22 protein-coding genes are annotated in these 18,617 nt (G+C 62.4%); 13 read left to right on the top strand and 9 right to left on the bottom strand.

The genetic code is table 11. The annotated features are described in order from the left end of the window. Nucleotides 1-220 precede the first annotated feature (220 nt). Genes FIU91_RS08925 through FIU91_RS08910 form a run of 4 tightly spaced genes read right to left on the bottom strand, consistent with a single transcriptional unit; the run spans nt 221 to nt 3,497 of the window. Entirely contained in the window at nt 221-1,594 is a 1,374-nt protein-coding gene (locus FIU91_RS08925; protein WP_254702082.1) for a TRAP transporter large permease subunit, read from the bottom strand. Further along, on the bottom strand, nt 1,584-2,105 hold the full coding sequence (locus FIU91_RS08920; RefSeq protein WP_254702081.1) for a TRAP transporter small permease subunit: 522 nt from the start codon (nt 2,103-2,105) through the stop codon (nt 1,584-1,586). Before FIU91_RS08920 ends, FIU91_RS08925 begins: the two co-directional genes overlap by 11 nt. 37 nt (nt 2,106-2,142) lie before the next feature. Beyond that, the gene (lspA, locus tag FIU91_RS08915; RefSeq protein WP_005613347.1) at nt 2,143-2,652 is read right to left on the bottom strand and encodes a signal peptidase II; all 510 of its coding nucleotides are present in this window, start codon (nt 2,650-2,652) and stop codon (nt 2,143-2,145) included. Further along, complete coding sequence (locus tag FIU91_RS08910; RefSeq protein ID WP_152449589.1) at nt 2,649-3,497, bottom strand: cation transporter; 849 nt, start codon at nt 3,495-3,497, stop codon at nt 2,649-2,651. The genes lspA and FIU91_RS08910 overlap by 4 nt, the downstream gene beginning before the upstream one ends. A 56-nt stretch (nt 3,498-3,553) precedes the next feature. Here FIU91_RS08910 and FIU91_RS08905 point away from each other — a divergent pair, with 56 nt between their 5' ends. Next, complete coding sequence (locus FIU91_RS08905) at nt 3,554-3,898, top strand: helix-turn-helix transcriptional regulator (RefSeq protein ID WP_152449588.1); 345 nt, start codon at nt 3,554-3,556, stop codon at nt 3,896-3,898. Nucleotides 3,899-4,234: 336 nt separating this feature from the next. On the opposite strand, the gene FIU91_RS08900 is transcribed toward FIU91_RS08905, so the two are convergent. Then, complete coding sequence (locus tag FIU91_RS08900) at nt 4,235-4,705, bottom strand: DUF411 domain-containing protein (RefSeq protein ID WP_152452473.1); 471 nt, start codon at nt 4,703-4,705, stop codon at nt 4,235-4,237. Between the two features lie 246 nt (nt 4,706-4,951). Continuing rightward, on the bottom strand, nt 4,952-5,407 hold the full coding sequence (locus FIU91_RS08895) for a helix-turn-helix domain-containing protein (protein WP_152462199.1): 456 nt from the start codon (nt 5,405-5,407) through the stop codon (nt 4,952-4,954). Nucleotides 5,408-5,481: 74 nt separating this feature from the next. Here FIU91_RS08895 and FIU91_RS08890 point away from each other — a divergent pair, with 74 nt between their 5' ends. The 12 genes from FIU91_RS08890 to FIU91_RS08835 all read left to right on the top strand — a co-directional run bounded on the left by FIU91_RS08890 (nt 5,482) and on the right by FIU91_RS08835 (nt 16,335). Continuing rightward, entirely contained in the window at nt 5,482-6,417 is a 936-nt protein-coding gene (locus tag FIU91_RS08890) for a cation diffusion facilitator family transporter (RefSeq protein ID WP_152449586.1), read from the top strand. 449 nt (nt 6,418-6,866) lie between these two features. Next, nucleotides 6,867-7,802 carry a P-type conjugative transfer ATPase TrbB gene (trbB, locus tag FIU91_RS08885; RefSeq protein WP_254702080.1) on the top strand — a complete coding sequence of 312 codons (936 nt, stop codon included), beginning with the start codon at nt 6,867-6,869 and terminating at the stop codon, nt 7,800-7,802. Beyond that, entirely contained in the window at nt 7,799-8,125 is a 327-nt protein-coding gene (locus FIU91_RS08880) for a TrbC/VirB2 family protein (RefSeq protein WP_092813143.1), read from the top strand. Before trbB ends, FIU91_RS08880 begins: the two co-directional genes overlap by 4 nt. Further along, the gene (locus FIU91_RS08875) at nt 8,125-8,394 is read left to right on the top strand and encodes a VirB3 family type IV secretion system protein (protein ID WP_092813140.1); all 270 of its coding nucleotides are present in this window, start codon (nt 8,125-8,127) and stop codon (nt 8,392-8,394) included. The genes FIU91_RS08880 and FIU91_RS08875 overlap by 1 nt, the downstream gene beginning before the upstream one ends. Nucleotides 8,395-8,398: 4 nt before the next feature. Further along, a complete protein-coding gene (gene trbE / locus FIU91_RS08870; RefSeq protein ID WP_152455343.1) occupies nt 8,399-10,879 on the top strand; it encodes a conjugal transfer protein TrbE in 2,481 nt (826 codons plus the stop codon). Next, complete coding sequence (gene trbJ, locus FIU91_RS08865) at nt 10,863-11,645, top strand: P-type conjugative transfer protein TrbJ (protein WP_092813134.1); 783 nt, start codon at nt 10,863-10,865, stop codon at nt 11,643-11,645. Before trbE ends, trbJ begins: the two co-directional genes overlap by 17 nt. A 4-nt stretch (nt 11,646-11,649) precedes the next feature. Next, a complete protein-coding gene (gene trbK-alt / locus FIU91_RS08860) occupies nt 11,650-11,919 on the top strand; it encodes a putative entry exclusion protein TrbK-alt (protein WP_092813131.1) in 270 nt (89 codons plus the stop codon). A gap of 4 nt (nt 11,920-11,923) precedes the next feature. Further along, complete coding sequence (gene trbL, locus FIU91_RS08855; protein ID WP_092813128.1) at nt 11,924-13,210, top strand: P-type conjugative transfer protein TrbL; 1,287 nt, start codon at nt 11,924-11,926, stop codon at nt 13,208-13,210. Beyond that, on the top strand, nt 13,210-13,893 hold the full coding sequence (trbF, locus tag FIU91_RS08850) for a conjugal transfer protein TrbF (RefSeq protein ID WP_152449583.1): 684 nt from the start codon (nt 13,210-13,212) through the stop codon (nt 13,891-13,893). The genes trbL and trbF overlap by 1 nt, the downstream gene beginning before the upstream one ends. Continuing rightward, nucleotides 13,890-14,870 (top strand): P-type conjugative transfer protein TrbG, encoded by a 981-nt coding sequence (gene trbG / locus FIU91_RS08845; RefSeq protein WP_152462198.1) that lies wholly within the window; start codon nt 13,890-13,892, stop codon nt 14,868-14,870. Before trbF ends, trbG begins: the two co-directional genes overlap by 4 nt. After that, nucleotides 14,867-16,066 (top strand): TrbI/VirB10 family protein, encoded by a 1,200-nt coding sequence (locus tag FIU91_RS08840; RefSeq protein WP_254702079.1) that lies wholly within the window; start codon nt 14,867-14,869, stop codon nt 16,064-16,066. The genes trbG and FIU91_RS08840 overlap by 4 nt, the downstream gene beginning before the upstream one ends. Further along, nucleotides 16,063-16,335 (top strand): DUF2274 domain-containing protein, encoded by a 273-nt coding sequence (locus FIU91_RS08835; RefSeq protein ID WP_092813113.1) that lies wholly within the window; start codon nt 16,063-16,065, stop codon nt 16,333-16,335. The genes FIU91_RS08840 and FIU91_RS08835 overlap by 4 nt, the downstream gene beginning before the upstream one ends. A 426-nt stretch (nt 16,336-16,761) precedes the next feature. Here FIU91_RS08835 and FIU91_RS08830 read toward each other — a convergent pair whose 3' ends face one another. The 3 genes from FIU91_RS08830 to FIU91_RS08820 are packed head-to-tail and all read right to left on the bottom strand — an operon-like array spanning nt 16,762 to nt 18,596. Then, nucleotides 16,762-17,385 (bottom strand): transmembrane anchor protein, encoded by a 624-nt coding sequence (locus tag FIU91_RS08830; RefSeq protein ID WP_106165406.1) that lies wholly within the window; start codon nt 17,383-17,385, stop codon nt 16,762-16,764. 17 nt (nt 17,386-17,402) lie between these two features. Continuing rightward, a complete protein-coding gene (locus tag FIU91_RS08825; RefSeq protein WP_106165405.1) occupies nt 17,403-18,131 on the bottom strand; it encodes a HupE/UreJ family protein in 729 nt (242 codons plus the stop codon). Nucleotides 18,132-18,191: 60 nt separating this feature from the next. Next, nucleotides 18,192-18,596, bottom strand: a complete 405-nt coding sequence (locus FIU91_RS08820; RefSeq protein ID WP_233501480.1) for a hypothetical protein — start codon at nt 18,594-18,596, stop codon at nt 18,192-18,194. Nucleotides 18,597-18,617 lie beyond the last annotated feature (21 nt).

Here is an 18,617-nt window from a genome sequence, read left to right as displayed (position 1 = left end):
CAAGCGCGCCAATGGCCCCATTGGGGGGGCAATTTCCAAGAATGGGTGTTATGTCCATCGTTGCGATCTTCGAGCCACCCCTACGTTCGGCTGGCGTTTGAGGAACGGCGCATCGAGACAGCATACGAAAATGGAGCTTCGTGAAGGAACGGACGTTCGCGCTGATGTGGCAATCTGGTAGGTTTGGAGCAATGTCCGCCCCCGCTGCAGGCAACATCTATCACCGTTCGATCAGCTGCGGCACATCTTCAGACCCAAGGGACATTTCAGGCAGCCAGGTGATAAGCTGAGGGAACGAGATCAGCGCTGAGATCAATACAATCTCAATGGCTGCAAGAGGGACCGCGCCGCGATAGATATCGGAAAGGTTGATACCCTTCGGTGCCGCCATCTTGGCAAAGAAAAGGGCGTAGCCGAAGGGTGGCGTCAGAAAAGACGTCTGCAGGGCCAAGGCAATAAGGCCAGCGATCCAGATTTGCGCAAAGTAGGCAGAGCCGACGTGATCCGCGAAATCGAGCTCTGAAAAGATCGGCATCAGCACGGGTACAAAGACCAGTAGCACCTCGATCCAGTCAAAGACAAACCCAAGTATGATGATCACGCCAAGGAGCATCGCTAGCAGTTCCCACCGAGTGAGATCGAAAGCGGATATCCAGTCGAAGATGACATCTGGTCCACCAACTAGGTGGAAACTCAGCGAGAATACCGATGCGCCGAGGACAATGAAGAAGACCATGGATGTCATCGTACTTGTCTGCACCGTGACAGAGTTCAATGATGAGAAAGACAAACGCTTTCGCACCAGCGCAACCAACAGCGCGCCAAACACCCCTACGCCAGCGGCCTCTGAGAGTGTCGCAAGACCCAGAATAATGCTGAGCGGAATGGATGCGATAACAGCTACAGAAGCGAACACGAACAAGAGGTCTGACCCAAGATTTGTTTTTGGTGCGTCCAATGGGATTTCGACGGTTTTTCGCAAGGTGACAGCAAAGTAAATCGCGAAGGCCATGACCATCAGAAGAACGGGCACGATGAGAGCGACGTACATCAATCCAATGCGCAGGTAGAACACGTTCGAAATGAAGAACAGCATCACGGCTGGCGGAAACACGACGCCCAGTGCGCCCGAAGCCGCGACCGCTGCACCCGCAGTTCGCGGGGCGTAGCCGGAGGCCATCATCGGCGTATAGGCCACCAGAGCCACGGTGATTACGGATGCGCCGATCACCCCGGCGGCTGGCGCGAGTACGAGGCCGATAAGCAGGGTCGCAATAGCAAAGCGGCCCGGAACCGCTGTCAGAAGGCGCCCCAGCAAGCGGAACATGGTTTCGGCAATCCCGCTGGCGTTCAAAACCAAGCCAAGAAAAATCAGCATCGGAACGCTGGTAAACTGGACGGCTTCATTGGTGAGTACGCCACGGGCCCGCAGGTAGATCAATCCAAGGTGCTGGAAATCAGTGATCCCCACCCAGACCGCAGCCACAAATCCCAAAAAGCCTGTCCCTGCGAGGACCAGAGCCACCGGAAAGCCGCTGAAGACCCCGATGGCCATCACGACTAGCATGGCGACGGTGAGGACTTCACTCGCCACTGTGCAATCCGCTCGATTGTTCCGGTGCGCCCTGCGCGCGTTTCCCTGCTAAAAAGGCGATGTTGCGCAGGGCTACGATCACCCCTGCAAGAGCCAGTAGGATAGGGCCGATGACCCCGGCAATGCGTTGTGCCCACAATTGGGTTTCCGCATATCTCGTGGTGCGCATTAAACCGTCCCACCCGTAGTAGGTTAGGATGGCGGCGAGCGGCAGAAGGACAAATAGGCCACCTATCAGTTCGATCCACGCAATGCGGCGCGGGGACCAATGCCTGCGAAGAACATCAACGCGCACGTGACCGTCGCGCAGATAGGTATACCCAAAGGTCAAGAAAATTAGGATGAACAGCAGTGACGTGGACAGGTCCGGCAAATAGCTCGACACGCCAAGTTGTAGCTTGCGATCCAGCATCTGAAGCGCGCCATAAGCAGCAATCGAAACAACTGTCAGCCACGCAGTCACGACGCCGATGCCGCGAATGCCACGGTCAATCCAATCCAAAAATCTCAAGCCGAATTCCCTCCCAAAGTTCTTTGCCTGTTAGCTGTTATCCCCCCGTGACATCTCCCTTGCGATTGTCTTGTTCCCGATTTTCCGGCCTGACTTTCGAGGTGCGAAAGCTGTCCCAGAACAGCAATGCTGCCCCACAAAAGATCGCCACGTCAGCCAAGTTGAAGGACGGCCAGTGGTATGACCCGTAATGGAAGTCGAGAAAGTCAGGGACGGCCTGATAGCGCAGACGGTCAAGGATATTGCCAAGCGCGCCTCCGATGATCAGACCGAGCGCCGCACCTGTCAGCCCGTCCGGAGCCTTCCATAGCCAGATCAGCAGCCATGCCACGACCACGGCAGCAAGTGCGACCAGACCCCACCAGGGTACGACCCCGCCGAGCATACCGAAGCTGACCCCATCGTTCAAAACCCGCACGAGGTTGAGAAAGGGCAGAACCTCGACCCCGTTCTCAAGCGCCGGGGTGTTCAGGGCAAGCGCCTTGGTGCCCTGATCGAAACCGAAAGCTGCAATCGCACAGAGCCCACCCAGAACGCGGTTGTTCATGCCGCCGCCTTCAGATCGGACCGCGCGTCGCGGATGATCGACCAGGAAGAATGCAGGAATAACCCGGCGATGCCGAAGGCGACAATGAGGTCGGGCCACGCGCTACCCAGCCAAACCACCAGACCGGCCGCGACAACGACTGCCGCATTGCCAATGGCGTCGTTGCGCGAGAACAGCCAGACGGCACGCATGTTCGCGTCCCCCTTCCGGTAATGCAGCAACGGCAGCACGGAGATGACATTGATCACAAGAGCAATCAGGCCCAGAAGCCCCATCAGCGTGGCGTCTGGGGTTGTCGGCTCGAATGCCCGCATGATGGTTGTCCCAAAGACGCCAAGACCGAGCAGGGCAAGGAAGATGCCTTGGATCAGGGCCGACCGCGCCCGCCAGAGAAGACTCCAACCGATGGCCAGCAGGCCGAGGAAGGTGATCGCGCCATCACCAATAAAATCCAGCGCGTCGGCCTTTACGGCCTGTGATCCGGCAATGAAGCCTCCAATCATTTCAAGAACGCCGTAACCCACGTTCAAGATCACGACGATCCAGAGCGCGCGGCGATAGCCCGGGTCCTGGTGAGCTGCGCTCTGCCGCATGTCTTCGTCGCTTTCAATCCGATCAAAGCCATAGCCGGTCGTTTCGACGGCTTTTTCGATCTCCGGCAAGCGCGCTTCGGGAGCCTTCAGTGTCATGATATGGGTCGCCGCCGACACTTTCACCGCGTCGGGCGCGACCCCGGCAGACTGCGCAGCCCGTTCGATCTGGGCCGCATCCTTGGCGCAATCCATGCCGGAAACCCGGTATCGAAAGGATGGGGCATCTGAGATTGCGCTTTCTGCGTTGGCCATTGTCGCGGTTCTCCTGCTAAAGTTGAACAAAGCAAAATATATCAGTGAGTAATGATATGACGCAACTCGTTGCTGACCACAAGGCCAGTACCATCGAACAACGCGCAAAACTGTTGCGCGGCTTTGCCGACCCAAGCCGCTTGGCCATTCTCGGTACTCTGTGCGAGGGGCCGCTGGTCGTTCACGAACTCGTCGAGCGCACAAAACTGTCACAACCAAACGTATCCAACCATTTGCGATGCCTCCAGGAGTGCGGTCTAGTCAACGGTGACCGTGATGGACGCTTCATCCGCTACCGTATCAGCAGTCCACGCATAAAAGCCCTTTTGAGTGATGTAGACGCACTACTCGATGTGGTCGCAGAGGGTGTTGAGGCATGCGACAATTATCACGGGACATAAGCCGTCGTTATCAGTCAGCTTAGACTGTTTTCGCCAGGGCTGAATTGCACTGCAGTGCCAAGAAGACGGGATTGGCGCTTCTCGGTGTCCGGTTTGCAGCACATGCCGACTTTTTCGGAGGCATCATCCAAAGCGTACTTTCGCTGCATGTTGCTCCCACCTGAAAGACTTGGACATATCGGACTGACGTTCAGTGCTCCCTGCCTGAAGCACACATCACTCGGGGCACCCAACCTTGTACGGTGAAGATAACCCCCCGTGTTCCCGGTTGTCGCGCCCTGATCATTCAATAGTATCCGGCCGTCTCCTTCGTCTCGTGTCAACGAACAGAGCGAGTCAGGCGGCTTCGTAGCTATTAAAAATCTCTGTGCTACCATCGCGGCGGATCAGGAAAACTTCGTAGGCCTCGCGGTTGTCTTCTGGTCCCATACCGGGTGAACCATACGGCATGCCGGGTACGGCGAGGCCAACTGCATCGGGGCGTTCAAGCAGTAGCCTTCGGATGTCGGCGGGCGGGACGTGGCCTTCGATGAAATATCCGTCAGTTTCTCCGGTGTGGCAGGAGATCATCTCTTGAGGGATGCCATTGTCAAGTTTGTGCCGGATCAGCAGCGTGCCATAGCTGGCTTCGGTCGTAACCGCAAAGCCATCGGCCTGCAGGATGCTAACCCAGGCTTCGCAGCAGCCACAGTTCCGGTCCCTCAGGACGTGGATGGCAGGGACGCCTTGGGCGAGGCCCGGAAGCGGGGTAAGGGCCGCCATGCTGGAAGCGCCCAAAAGCAGGGTGCGACGGTTGAGGTGTGGCATAGTGTTTTCTCCGATTTGATTATCCGACAGCTTTGATCCGCCCGCATAAGATGCTGCGGTCGCTAATGTCGCTTTCTCCTCATCTACGCGCAACATAGGGCCTCTAGCCATTAGAGCTTCAAGGGGTTTCAAAATCTTTCGCCCAAGCCCAATCAACCCGTTTTGTGTGGTCGTTGTCAAAAATGGTCGATATCGCCGGTGACAGACACGGTTGGGTTTTGGCGAATCCCTATCGCTGAACTTCGCTTAGTTGTCGGATAAATTTGCGCTGGCGTCCGACAGGTCATGCGTTCCCATACAGAGCCGGTGATTTCCTAGCACTTCGATCACGCGGCACTCCCCGGCATGACCCGGATCCTCCACATGGGCCATCCGCACAAGTTCTTCCCGAAGCTGCGCGAGAATGGTCATGCGCGGGTCCACCGCTGCGAGCTGCTTGCGCGCGATCTCATGGGCAGGTGCGCAGTCCTCGGATGGGGCTTCGGCCAAGGCCATCAGATCGGCGATGTCATCTAGACCGAAGCCCAGTTCCCGTGAGTGGCGCAGGAAGGCGAGCCGTTCGAGCGCCGCTTCATCGTAGCGCCTTTGTCCGCCTTCGGTGCGAGCCGGAGACGGGATCAGGCCCCGGCTCTCGTAGTAGCGGATCGTCGTCACCTTCACGCCCGTCTGGCGCGACATCTGCCCGATGGAATATTCCTTCATGCCGCCCCTTGAACCTACAGTCGCTGTAGATCGCATCTACACTGAAACGATACGAATCGAAAGGAGCCGCAGGCATGGGGCACGGCCATAATCATCACGTCGATCCCGAGGCGGGCGACCGCCGGGTCTTCGCCGCCATCGCGGTCAACATGGGTCTGACGGTCGCGCAAATTGTCGGTGGCGTCATCTCCGGCTCGCTCGCGCTGATCGCGGACGCGTTGCACAACTTTTCCGATGCGATCTCGCTCATCATCGCTTTCGGCGCGCGCAAGATCGCGCGACGGCCACGGGACGCGGAGATGACCTTCGGCTATGGGCGGGTCGAGGTCGTCGCGGCGCTCATCAACTACACCACACTAATCGTGATCGGCCTCTACTTGCTCTACGAGGCCGCGATGCGCTTTGCCGATCCGCAGCCTGTTGAGGGCTGGCTGATTGTTATCATCGCCGGTATTGCACTGATCGTGGACGCTGTGACAGCCGCGCTGACCTACGCCATGTCCAAATCCAGCGTGAACATCCGCGCTGCCTTTCTACACAACGTCGCCGATGCGCTCGGCTCTGTCGCGGTGATCATCGCGGGGACGCTAATCCTGCTCTACGACTGGCGGCTGATCGACCCGCTCGTGACGGTGCTGATCGCGGGCTACATCATTTGGCAATCGTTTCGCGAGATCGGCCCGGTGATCCGTATCCTGATGCTTGGCTCCCCACACGAGATCGAGACGGACGCCGTTCTCGAAGCAGTGCGCGGGATCGACGGTGTGACAGGCATCCACCACGCGCATTTCTGGCAAATGGACGAACACCGTGCGGCGCTGGACGCGCATGTCGTCATCGCCGAGGGCCGCTGGAATGACGCCGATGCGGTCAAGGACCGGATCAAGGCCGCACTGGCGGACCGTTTCGACATCGAGCACACCACGTTGGAGCTGGAATGCGCACGCCATGCCTGTGACGACCCGCCCGCGTTCGGCGGGCGCGGGCGTAGTGAAGAACGGAACAGATGATCGACTACTGCGTGTAGCGCTCGCGCGATGCGGGCAAAGACTTCTTGCCAGAACCTATTCGCCCAAAGTGGTCGTTTTCGGACGCCCGCGTTGCCTCACCAAATATCAATGGCTTAGTTGTTCCACAAAACCCGTGCAAAATTTGATGAGATTTGGCACGGTTTCAGCCACCCAGCAAAACCGCCGTTCGCTGCGTCGCAGAAAGCAACCAAGGGGGCTCTGTGCCGGCATTCGCCGCGATAGAACTGAACGGCCGCTATAATGCGGTTTGACGTCTCGAAGGTTGCGCCCGCACTCCCCCTGCCTTTACGCACCACACCCCTACTACGCCTTCACAGCTGTTGCCCGTAGGCCAATAACGGTCTTCTTGATCGGCCTCGTGATCCATCGCGAGGCCAACCATGACCGTTACGTCTTTCAAAACCGAGACGTCTTCCCGCGGCGCACGCATGTTGCGCACCGCCCTTGGGCCTGGCATCGCGGCCTGTCTCGAGGATGCGGGCGTCGTCGAGGTGATGCTGAACCCTGACGGGCGGCTCTGGGTTGACCGGCTGGCAGGGGGGCTGAGCGACACAGGCGCGGTGCTGTCTCCCGCCGATGGCGAGCGCATCATCCGACTTGTCGCGCATCACGTCGGGGCGGAGGTCCATCCCGCGGCCCCGCGTGTTTCGGCTGAATTGCCAGACACCGGCGAGCGCTTCGAGGGTTTGCTGCCCCCAGTGGTTTCCGCGCCCACCTTTGCCATTCGCAAGCCTGCTGTCGCGGTGTTCACCCTCGACGATTATGTTTCCGGCGGCATCCTCTCCGCCGCCGCCGCTAGTCACCTGAGCGACGCGGTCACCAGCCGGGCCAATATTCTTGTCGCGGGCGGGACCTCCACCGGCAAGACAACCCTGACCAATGCGCTCTTGGCGGAGGTCGCCAAGACCTCAGACCGCGTGGTCCTGATCGAGGACACGCGTGAGCTGCAATGCCTGACGCCGAACCTCGTGGCGCTTCGCACCAAGGACGGGGTTGCGAGCCTGTCCGATCTCGTGCGCGCATCGCTGCGGCTGCGGCCTGATCGCATCCCCATCGGCGAGGTGCGCGGGCCGGAAGCGCTCGATCTGCTCAAGGCCTGGGGCACCGGCCATCCGGGCGGGATCGGCACGATCCATGCCGGGACCGCAATCGGCGCTCTTCGGCGTCTCGAGCAGCTGATTCAGGAAGCAGTGGTCACCGTTCCCCGCGCGCTGATCGCAGAGACCATCGACCTGATTGCCGTTCTGTCCGGACGGGGCGCCGAGCGTCGCCTGTCCGAACTTGCTCGTGTCACCGGCCTGACCGCCGCGGGCGATTACGCCCTCACCCCCCTTTTCACACCAAGACAAGGAAGCCATCCATGACCCTTCTGCCATCTTTTCGCACAGCCCTTGGCGCAACCGCCCTCGGCCTCCTCGTCTTCGCCCTGCCTGAGCCGGCGCTCGCCGCCGGGTCCGGCATGCCGTGGGAAGCCCCCTTGCAATCCGTCCTTGAGTCGATCGAAGGCCCGGTCGCCAAGATCGTCGCCGTGATCATCATCATTGTCACGGGCCTGACGCTGGCTTTTGGCGACAGTTCGGGCGGGTTCCGGCGGCTGGTGCAGATCGTTTTCGGCCTTTCCATCGCTTTCGCGGCCTCGAGTTTCTTTCTTTCCTTCTTCTCCTTCGGCGGCGGAGCACTGATCTGATGGAAAACCACACCGACATCCCCGGCTATTTCGCGCCGGTACACCGCGCCCTGATCGATCCGATCCTTTTGGCCGGTGCTCCCCGCACCATCGCCATTGCCAATGGCACCCTGGCGGCCGCCATCGGGCTGGGCCTGCGGCTCTGGCTCGTAGGCCTCGCATTTTGGTTGGTTGGCCACCTCCTCGCAGTCTGGGCCGCGAAGCGAGACGCACAGATCGCTGAAGTGGCGCGGCGGCATCTCCGTTACCCCTCCTGGTTCGGGGTCTGAGCCGATGATGCGTCTGGCCGAATACCGCTCCAAATCCGCCCTACTGGCCGATTTCCTGCCCTGGGCGGCGCTGGTCGCACCCGGCGTCATCCTGAACAAAGACGGCAGCCTGCAACGCACAGCGCGGTTTCGGGGACCGGATCTGGATTCAGCCACGCCCGCCGAACTGGTCGCCACTTCGGCCCGGCTCAACAGCGCGCTGCGACGGCTGGGTTCCGGCTGGGCCGTCTTCGTGGAAGCGCAACGGAACCCCGCGCAGGACTACCCCGCCTCCAAGTTTCCCGATCCTGTCTCCGCCCTCGTCGATGCCGAACGGTGCGCGCAGTTCGAAGAAGCAGGGGCGCATTTCGAGAGCGCGTATTTCCTGACGCTGGTCTGGATGCCGCCCGCGGATGACGCGAGCCGCGCCGAAGGCTGGCTGCTGGAGAACGCCCCAGATCGCCGCACGAGACCACAGGACTTGGTCTCCAGCTTTGTCAGCCGGGCCGACCGGCTGACCGATCTGCTGGACGGTTTCATGCCGGAGATCACCTGGCTCTCCGATGAAGAGACCCTGACCTACCTGCATTCGACCGTTTCGACCCGGCGACAGCGCGTCCGCGTGCCGGAGGTGCCGATGCACCTGGACGCGGTGCTCGCCGATGATCCTCTTGTGGGTGGACTGACACCTCGACTCGGAGCCGCTCATCTCAAGACCCTGACCATCGTCGGGCTACCAAGCGCCACCTGGCCCGGACTGCTCGACGAGTTGAACGCCCAGGGTTTCGAGTATCGCTGGTGCACACGGGCAATCTGCCTCGACAAGACGGATGCCGCCCGGGTGTTCACCCGTATCCGCCGACAGTGGTTCGCTAAGCGCAAGTCGGTGGCTGCGATCCTCAAGGAGGTGATGACCAACGAAGCCTCGACCCTGCTCGACAGTGACGCGGCCAACAAGGCGGCCGACGCGGACGAGGCGCTGCAGGAACTTGGTGCCGATGTAGCGGGCGCGGCCTACGTCACCGCGACGATTACCGTCTGGGACGAAGATGCCCTTACCGCCGAAGCGAAGCTCAAGGCCGCGGAGAAGATCGTGCAGGGGCGCGATTTTACCTGCATCCCGGAAACATTGAACGCGCTCGAGGCCTGGCTCGGCTCCCTGCCCGGCCATCTCTATGCCAATGTCCGTCAGCCACCCATCTCGACGTTGAACCTCGCCCATATGATCCCGATCTCGGCGGTCTGGGCGGGGCCGGACCGGAACGACCATCTGGACGGCCCGCCACTGTTCCACGCCGAAACCGACGGCACGACTCCGTTTCGCTTCTCCACACATGTGGGCGATGTCGGCCATACCTTGATCGTCGGCCCGACCGGGGCGGGCAAATCCGTGCTGCTCGCGCTCATGGCGCTGCAGTTCCGCCGCTACCCGGGCGCGCAGGTCTTCTCCTTCGACTTCGGCGGCTCGATCCGCTGCGCCACGCTGGCCATGGGCGGCGATTGGGAAAACCTCGGCGATGCGCTGGTCGACGAGGACCCCGCCGTGCAGCTCCAACCGCTCGCCGGGATCGATGAGGCCTTGGAACGCGCCTGGGCGCAGGACTGGCTCGCCGGGATCCTCGCACGTGAAGGCGCGACGATCGAACCCGTCGCGCGCGATCACCTCTGGTCGGCTTTGACCTCGCTCGCCTCGGCCCCGCGCGGGGAACGCACGCTGACCGGTCTCTCGGTCCTGCTGCAGTCGACCGACCTCAAACGCGCGCTCAAGCCCTTCTGCCTCGGCGGGCCTTTCGGACGGCTTCTCGATGCTGAGGCCGAGGACCTGGGCAGCGCGGACGTGCTCGCGTTTGAGACCGAAGGGCTGATCGGCTCAGCAGCGGCACCCGCCGTGCTGGCCTATCTCTTCCACCGGATCGAGGCCCGGCTCGACGGGAGGCCCACGATGATCCTGATCGACGAGGGCTGGCTTGCGCTCGATGACGCCAATTTCGGCGGACAGCTGCGCGAATGGCTGAAGACGCTCAGAAAGAAGAACGCCTCAGTGATCTTCGCGACTCAGTCGCTGGCCGATATCGACGGGTCCCTCATCGCGCCTGCCATCGTCGAGAGCTGTCCTACGCGCATCTTCCTACCCAACGAACGGGCCTTTGAGCCGCAGATCTCACGGATCTACCGGAACTTCGGGCTGAACGACCGCCAGATCGACATCGTCGCCCGCGCGACGCCGAAGCAGGACTACTACTGCCAGTCGCGGCGCGGCAACCGGCTCTTCTCGCTGGGGCTCGGTGAGGTGGCGCTGGCCTTCACCGCCGCTTCCTCCAAGGCCGACCAGACCGCCATCACCGAGTTGCTCGCCATCCATGACCGGGACGGCTTTGCCGCCGGCTGGCTGCGCCATCACGGTCTTGATTGGGCCATCGACCTGCTCGGGCCCGACATCGCAACAGCCGATCCGACACCCCCTCACCCTGACCAAAAGGAGACAGAACATGACCCGCAATCCTGAGCGCCCTGCCCGGTTCCACAAACTCGCCGCCGCATTGATGGCCAGCGCCCTCGTCCTAACACCGGTTCTATCGACACCGGCCCAAGCCTTCTTTTTCGGGGGCGGCGGGCGGATCGTCTACGACCCGCGCAACCACGCCGAAAACATCCTCTCGGCCGCCCGCGCGCTGGAGCAGATCAACAACCAGATCGCGCAGCTCCAGAACCAGGCGCAGATGCTGATGAACGACGCGCTGAACCTTGCGAACCTGCCGCATTCCTCGCTGGCGCAGCTGCAGGACGCCATCGGCGAAACCCAGCGACTCCTGGCCGATGCCCAGAGCCTTGCCTTCGACGTAGCCACCATCGAACAGGCATTCGCGCAGGACTACGGTTCTGCCGCAGCGCAAGGTGATTTCGACGCGATGATCGCCGGTGCGCGCGAGCGGTGGGAGACCTCCGTCGCGGGCTTCGAGGACGCGTTGCGCGTGCAGGCCGGGGTCGTGGGCAATATCGACGGCGCGCGCACCCAGATGGACGCGCTCATTCGCGAAAGCCAAGGGGCCGTCGGCGCCCTGCAGGTGGCACAAGCCGGAAACCAACTTCTGGCGCTTCAATCCACGCAGATCGCCGATCTGACCGCTGCCATCGCCGCGCAGAACCGCGCCGAAGCGCTTGAAGCCGCCCGGATCGCCTCCGCCGAGGCGCAGGGCCGCGAGAACCTCGCCCAGTTCCTCGATTACGGCGGCGGCTACACGCCCGGCACCGTGCGCTTCTTCGAGGAGTGAGCACATGGCACTCGACACACCGCGAACTCTGCGCCTTGTCGCCTTCGGTATCGGCGGCCTTGCCGCCCTCGCCGCTGCGCTCGAACTGACACACACCGTCCTGCCCACCGACACCGGGCATGTGGTCAGGGATGACGCCTTGCGCGGCACCCTCGCGCGTTGCCGTGACCTGACGCCCGAAGACTACGCCACCAACACCGAATGCCGCGCCGCCTGGGAGGCGGCCCGGCAGCGCTTCTTCGATCTGGCTCCAGAGCCGGCCGGGACGGAGTGAGGGAATGGGCGGCGTCAGTGTCATCGACCGGTTTCTCGAGGTCTTCGCCTCCTACATCGATTCCGGCTTCGGCCTTCTGGGTGGCGACGTCGTCTTCCTCGCCACCACGCTGATCGTCATCGACATCACGCTGGCGGCCCTCTTCTGGGCCTGGGGTACGGATGACGACATCATTGCCCGGCTGGTGAAGAAGACCCTTTTTGTCGGGGTCTTCGCCTATATCATCGGCAACTGGAACGCGCTGGCCCGGATTGTGTTCGACAGTTTCGCGGGCCTTGGCCTGGTCGCCACCGGCGGCACGATCTCCGCCAGCGAGCTGCTGCAGCCCGGGCGCATCGCGCAGGTCGGGCTTGAGGCCGGGCAGCCGATCCTCGCCTCCATCGCCGACCTCTCCGGGTTCGTCGCCGTCTTCGAGAACTTCATCCAGATCGGGATCCTGTTCTTTGCATGGCTTGTGGTTCTGCTCTCGTTCTTCATCCTCGCAATCCAGCTCTTCGTCACCCTGATCGAATTCAAGCTGGCCACGCTGGCAGGCTTCATCCTCGTGCCCTTCGGCCTCTTCAACAAGACCGCCTTCATGGCCGAACGCGTGCTGGGCCTCGTCATTTCCTCCGGTGTCAAGGTGCTGGTGCTGGCCGTGATCGTCGGCATCGGCTCCACCATCTTCAGCGAATTCACCGCCGGATTCGCGGGTGAACCCACGATCAACGACGCCATGTCGGTGGTTCTTGGCGCACTGGCGCTCCTCGCTCTTGGCATCTTCGGACCGGGCATCGCCAATGGTATCGTCTCTGGCGGGCCGCAACTTGGCGCAGGCGCCGCGGTCGGCACCGGTATCGCCGTGGGCGGGGCTGCAGTCGCCGGTGTCGCAGGAACCCGGATTGCCCTTGGCACCGGTGGCGCGGCCTTGCGTGGTGCCAGTGCGGTTGGCAGCGGAACCGCCACTGCCTATCAGCTTGGCGCCGCATCGCGCAGCACGGCACTGGGCAAGTCTGTTGGCGGCGTAGCCGCTGTCGGCAAGACCGGTGCCGTCGCCGCGTTCAGCCCGCTCCGGCGCGCGATCTCGGACGGCGCTGGGACCGGCGCCCGCACCGCCTATGCAGCCACAGGCGGTCGATTTGCGGGGAGCACCATGCCCGCCCCGGCGAATGATGGCCCGCCCGACTGGGCGCGGCGGATGAAGCGCCAGCAATCGCTCCAGCACGGCCTGTCGACGGCTGCCCATGCGCTCCGCTCCGGCGATCATGGCGGTGGCGGCACGGTCGTGAGTCTCTCCGAAAGGTCCTCCTGATGTTCCGACGACCCAGCGTCCGATACGGCACCACGCCCGAGCCCGTCACCCCCTACCAGAAGGCAGCCCAGGTCTGGGACGAGCGCATCGGCTCCGCCCGCGTCCAGGCCCGCAACTGGCGCCTCATGGCAATGGGCTGCCTCGCCCTGTCCGCCGGGCTCAGCGCGGCCCTCGCCTGGCAATCGACGCGCAGCAGCGTCGTTCCTTACGTGGTCGAGGTCGACAACCTCGGTGCGGCCCAAGCTGTCGCCCCGGCGCTCGCCGAATATCGTCCGACCGATCCGCAGATCGCCTGGCATCTTGCCCGCTTCGTCGAGCATGTCCGGCAGGTCCCGGCCGATCCGATCGTGCTGCGCCAGAACTGGCTACGCGCCTACGATTTCGCCACGGATCGCGGCGCTGTCGCGCTGAATGACCATGCCCGGGTGAACGATCCCTTCGCGCAGGTCGGCGACACGCAGATTTCCATCGAGGTCTCGAGTGTCATTCGCGCCTCGGACACAAGCTTCCGCGTCGCCTGGATCGAGCGCCGCTACGAAAACGGTCAGCTCGCCACAACCGAACGCTGGACCGCCATCCTGACCGTCGTGATCCAGCCGCCGCGCGATGCGGAGCGCCTGCGGTCAAACCCGCTTGGCGTCTATGTCCATGCCATCAACTGGTCGAGGGAGAATGCCCAATGAGACGACTTCGCCCCATCCCCGTTCTTCTTCTCGCGGCCACGGCGCTGACCGCCTGCACGGGGCAGCGCCCACCCGAAATCGCCTATGACGACCAGGTTCCGGCCCTCGCTCCGCCGCCGGCACCTCCCCCGGCCGAGGGGCCGCCCCGCCCGGTTCACACGCCGCCAGCGTGGACGCCCTCCCGTGGCGGCGATCCGGAAGCGGATACGCCGGAAGCGCGCATCATCGCCGCCAATGCCGTCGCCCGGGTCGAACCCCGCCAGCAGGGCTATTACAACGCCATGCAGGTTTTTCCGTGGAGCGAAGGCGCGCTCTACCAGGTCTATGCTGCACCCGGGCAGATCACGAATATTGCGCTCGAACCTGGCGAACGCCTGACCGGCCCCGGCCCGATCGCGGCGGGCGACACCGCGCGCTGGATCATCGGCGACACCACCAGCGGCGCGGGTCGCACCGAGCGCGTCCATATCCTCGTGAAACCCACCCGCCCCGACATCTCCACCAATCTCGTCGTCAACACCGACCGGCGCACCTATCACATCGAGTTGCACGCCGACGAGGAGACTTGGATGCCCAGCGTTGCATGGGCCTATCCAGAGGTGCGATCCACGCCCCGCACCCCGACAATTCGCCGTCCGGCGATCCCGCCCGAGGGCGAGCGGCACTATCGCTATGGCCTGCAGGGCGATGCCCCACCCTGGCGGCCGGTCTCCGTCTTCGACGATGGACGGCGTGTCTATCTCGTCTTCCCCCCCGGCATCGCCCAGGGCGAAATGCCCCCGCTCTTCGTGATCGGCGCGGATGGACGCGGCCAGATCGTCAACACCCGCGTTCTCGGCAACGTGCTGATCGTGGACCGCCTGTTCGGGGCCGCGAAACTGCGTCTCGGCGAAAGACAACAGCAGGTCGTGCGGATCATACGGACAGATGGCGATCAGCGCCCGCCGCGCGCGCCCCAGCCGGAGGCGGAGCGATGACACAAGCCCCTGACATGCCGGAGCCACCACGGACCGAGGAAAACATCGCCCAGGAGCTTCGCCTCAGGCCCGATCCGCCCCGTGTCATGCGCCTGTCCCGCCGGGCCATCGCCCTTGCCACCGCAATCGGCGGACTTGGCCTTGGCGCGATCCTCATCGTGGCGCTGCAGAACAACCGGCAGGAGGGCAGCCAGACCGAGCTCTTTTCCACCGAACGCATTCAGGCGGCTGAAGGGCTGTCCACATTGCCTCGGGATTACGCCGATGTCCCGCGTCTCGGCCCACCCTTGCCCGGTGAGTTGGGCCGCGCCATCCTTGGGGCGCAAGATCGGGGCCAGCCGGTCCCGGCACCGCCCCTTTCCGGTCCATTGGCCCCCACAGTCGATCCGGAGGAACAACGCCGCCTTCAGGAACTCGACGCCGCCCGGCTGAGCGCCCTTTTTGCCGAGGCGCAAACCGTGCCGCGCGGCGGAGCACAGGCCACACCGACGCCCCCCGCGACCGGCGCGCTCTTCCCCTCCACTTTGGGCAGCCCGACGGCAAACGATCCGGTCTCAAACCGGGAGGCGTTCCTCACCCGTCCCGGAAACACAGACACCGTCAGTGCGCAGCGCATGGTTCCGCCGCCCAGCCCCTACATCCTGCAGGCCGGAACGGTGATCCCAGCCGCCCTGATCACCGGCCTGCGCTCCGATCTACCCGGTCAGATCTCGGCCCAGGTGACCTCGAATGTCTACGACAGCCCGTCCGGGCGATACCTGCTGATCCCGCAAGGCGCGCGCCTGCTGGGAGAATATGACAGCCGCATCGCCTTTGGCCAAAGCCGTATTCTTCTGGTTTGGACCCGCCTCATCCTTCCGGATGGTCGCTCCATTGTGCTGGAACGCGCGCCCGGCACTGACGGAACAGGCGCGTCCGGCCTGCAGGACCGGGTCAACTACCATTGGGGTCGCGTCTTCCTGGCCGCTGGCCTCGCCACGATCCTGAACCTCGGCCTGGAAAGTGGCGCAGAAACCGAAGACGATGTCGCCCGTGCCATCCGCGAGGCCGCGCAGGACACGATCGGACGGACCGGGGACGAGATCGTCCGCCAGCAGCTCGCCGTCCCGCCGACACTGACCATCCGCCCGGGCTTCCCCGTCCGCGTCATGGTCACCCGCGACCTGATCCTCGAGCCTCTGGGAGAAGTGCGATGACGAAGCTGAAGCTTGGTCCGATCCATGACGACAAACCGGTCAAGCTGACCGTGGAACTTCCCGCCGATGTGCACCGCGACCTTTGCGACTACGCGGCTGTCCTGGGCCACCAGACCGGCCAGGATCTTGAGCCCGCCCGCCTCGTCGCACCCATGCTCGACCGCTTCATGGCCACGGACCGCGGGTTCGCCGCAGCGCGCAAGACGGGCTCAAAGGCGAACCGCAAGAAAGCAGACCCATCGAAGCCACTGGATACTGATCAGGGCTAAGTATCTGTGAAATCGAAAGTCTCTTGGCGAACCGCATTGCACACGGATCGCACATAGGCACCCCCTACCCGCCTGAAGTTGCGACGGAGTTGAGCCCATCCTCCATCGTTAAGACAAAGTTTGAGGCTTCCAATGCATTTTTGCGAAATTTGCTGGCTTCAAGCCAATTGGATGGAAAGATAGTCTAAGCCCAAACCAAGCGGATTCGATCTTATGTCAAGTTTATTGGCTGCGGGTAATGAAGTTTATGTTGATAATTATCCACAAGGGTTAGGGCGTGCGGGTAAGATGATCTATGGCGTTTCTAGCGGCTGCGAGGAGCCGCCTACGTGGCCTCCGCAAGTGCCAGTTTTCTAATCATTGTAGGGTCCTTCCCTGGTTGAAGGGAAGATAACGGAACCCTTAATGGGCTCCGTTATCAAGTTGTCAACTGGCGTCCTTGAACTCGGCGTATTCGCCGCGCACCTGCACGGTCACGGTGACATCTGAACTATCGCGATTACGCCAGAACCAGCCGTGCTCGCCCTCGAATGCAGCAACGATCTCGCCTTCTTCGCCCGTCGATCCGCGGCCCTTTTCATAGGTCACCGACTTGCCGCCGCCATGACCGTGAAGGTCGAAATTCACCCGACCGCCTTCGACCAGCATCCGGTATTCCGCCGTTTGGCCATCTTCCATGACCAGCTTCCACTCAGCCGAGTCGCCGGGTGCCAGCGTGAAGGTGGTTTCGTCGCGCCAGACTTCGGCTTCCTGCGCGTGTGCAGCGCCGACGAAGAGCCCGAAGATATCGTTCAACAGGCTGGACTCTTCCTGCGCTTCGAGCTCCATCAGCCTGTCAGCCTCGGCTTCCTCTGCCAGCTGGGTTTTGATTTCACCCATTTCGGCAAGTCCGAGAACGCCGCCGATCCCTGTCGGGTCGATGTTGTATTCGGCGGGAAGCACGACGGTCACAAGGATCGCAACCGCACTGGCCGCAGCGATGGCGGTGGAGCGGATAAGCTGCGCGGAACTCGGCAGTTCATCGAGGCTTGGTTTTTCTGCGTTGAACATTTGGGTCTCCTAAATTCTCAGGCAGCTACGAAGTAGCCGGTGATTTGCAGGCCCATGAGGATGAACCCCATGGACATCATGACGACGTTGGCGGTGTAGGCCTGGCGGAAGAAATTGGGGGATTTCCGCCAGTAACCCATCGCGATGAGGATCACGGCGAGCGCTATCAATTGGCCCAGCTCGACGCCCAAGTTGAACGCCAGAAGATTGGCCAGCAGCCCGTCCGACGCGATCTCGTAGTCGAGGATCTTGGTGGCCAGGCCCGTGCCGTGAAAGAAGCCGAAGATCAGCGTTGCGGCCTTGGTGTTCGGCTGGACTCCGAACCAGCGCTGGTAGGCGCCGAGATTGTCGAGCGCCTTGTAGACGACCGAGAGGCCGATGATGGCGTCGATAATGTAGGCATTGATGCCCCAGCCAAACCAGACGCCCGCGAGCATTGTGGTCGAGTGACCGAGGGCGAAGAGGCTGACGTAGATGCCGACATCCTTCATCTTGTAAAGGAAGAAGACGACGCCGAGCAGGAACAGGATGTGGTCGTAGCCCGTCACCATGTGTTTGGCGCCAAGATACATGAAGGGCATGATGTTCACCCCCCAGATTTCCTGGATGTAGCCTGCGTCGCCTTCGGTAACATTGTGGGCGAGCGCATGGCCTGCACTCAGGACGAGTGCCGCCAGCGTAATTGAGGACAGGATTGCGATCCGGCGTATGCCGGGATCGGCCCAGCCCCGATGGACTGTAGTCATCGATCGAACTCCGTATGTGTATCTGATAATCGTCGCAGCGCGCCAATGGCGCGCGGTCGATCAGACGCGCGGAGGTCGTTCGATCAGATATATCCGTAAAGGGTTCGAGGTGGCTGAACTCAGGTGCCAAGCGGCTGCGTAGATGTCGAGCGGCTGCGACGACAGATCGGGACCAGGCACGACCGCCTGGCTATGATCGTGGTCAATGCTGTCGTGGCTGTGTCCATGCATAGCCCACGCCAAATCTTCTTCCAGACCATGCGAGTGCCCGTGCTCGGCGAGCATCTCCGCGTGCTCCTGAAGCACGTCAAGGATCGCAGGCGCGTGCGAGGTTGTAGGCATAACCGACCAGACAAGCACGGCCGCGCAGAGAAGCGTCGCGAACGTGGCCTTTCCGATTGTCCGTAAGGTTGTCATCAAATCTGCCTGCTCGCTCGTTTCTCGCGTGGCGCGTCGCGGCGCCATCTTGTTCTATCCCCCTGGGGA

The sequence above is a fragment of the Roseivivax sp. THAF30 genome (genome assembly GCF_009363575.1).
Lineage (GTDB): Bacteria > Pseudomonadota > Alphaproteobacteria > Rhodobacterales > Rhodobacteraceae > Roseivivax > Roseivivax halotolerans.
The sequence above is the reverse complement of the archived record's forward strand: the minus strand, read 5'-3'. Positions and strand labels throughout refer to the sequence as shown.

Coding starts and splice junctions, on each gene's coding strand:
- lspA (WP_005613347.1), bottom strand. CDS start 2,652: ATGAACAACCGCGTTCTGGGTGGGCTCTGTGCGATTGCAGCTTTCGGT.
- FIU91_RS08910 (WP_152449589.1), bottom strand. CDS start 3,497: ATGGCCAACGCAGAAAGCGCAATCTCAGATGCCCCATCCTTTCGATAC.
- FIU91_RS08905 (WP_152449588.1), top strand. CDS start 3,554: ATGACGCAACTCGTTGCTGACCACAAGGCCAGTACCATCGAACAACGC.
- FIU91_RS08900 (WP_152452473.1), bottom strand. CDS start 4,705: ATGCCACACCTCAACCGTCGCACCCTGCTTTTGGGCGCTTCCAGCATG.
- FIU91_RS08895 (WP_152462199.1), bottom strand. CDS start 5,407: ATGAAGGAATATTCCATCGGGCAGATGTCGCGCCAGACGGGCGTGAAG.
- FIU91_RS08890 (WP_152449586.1), top strand. CDS start 5,482: ATGGGGCACGGCCATAATCATCACGTCGATCCCGAGGCGGGCGACCGC.
- trbB (WP_254702080.1), top strand. CDS start 6,867: ATGTTGCGCACCGCCCTTGGGCCTGGCATCGCGGCCTGTCTCGAGGAT.
- FIU91_RS08880 (WP_092813143.1), top strand. CDS start 7,799: ATGACCCTTCTGCCATCTTTTCGCACAGCCCTTGGCGCAACCGCCCTC.
- FIU91_RS08875 (WP_092813140.1), top strand. CDS start 8,125: ATGGAAAACCACACCGACATCCCCGGCTATTTCGCGCCGGTACACCGC.
- trbE (WP_152455343.1), top strand. CDS start 8,399: ATGATGCGTCTGGCCGAATACCGCTCCAAATCCGCCCTACTGGCCGAT.
- trbJ (WP_092813134.1), top strand. CDS start 10,863: ATGACCCGCAATCCTGAGCGCCCTGCCCGGTTCCACAAACTCGCCGCC.
- trbK-alt (WP_092813131.1), top strand. CDS start 11,650: ATGGCACTCGACACACCGCGAACTCTGCGCCTTGTCGCCTTCGGTATC.
- trbL (WP_092813128.1), top strand. CDS start 11,924: ATGGGCGGCGTCAGTGTCATCGACCGGTTTCTCGAGGTCTTCGCCTCC.
- trbF (WP_152449583.1), top strand. CDS start 13,210: ATGTTCCGACGACCCAGCGTCCGATACGGCACCACGCCCGAGCCCGTC.
- trbG (WP_152462198.1), top strand. CDS start 13,890: ATGAGACGACTTCGCCCCATCCCCGTTCTTCTTCTCGCGGCCACGGCG.
- FIU91_RS08840 (WP_254702079.1), top strand. CDS start 14,867: ATGACACAAGCCCCTGACATGCCGGAGCCACCACGGACCGAGGAAAAC.
- FIU91_RS08835 (WP_092813113.1), top strand. CDS start 16,063: ATGACGAAGCTGAAGCTTGGTCCGATCCATGACGACAAACCGGTCAAG.
- FIU91_RS08830 (WP_106165406.1), bottom strand. CDS start 17,385: ATGTTCAACGCAGAAAAACCAAGCCTCGATGAACTGCCGAGTTCCGCG.
- FIU91_RS08825 (WP_106165405.1), bottom strand. CDS start 18,131: ATGACTACAGTCCATCGGGGCTGGGCCGATCCCGGCATACGCCGGATC.
- FIU91_RS08820 (WP_233501480.1), bottom strand. CDS start 18,596: ATGGCGCCGCGACGCGCCACGCGAGAAACGAGCGAGCAGGCAGATTTG.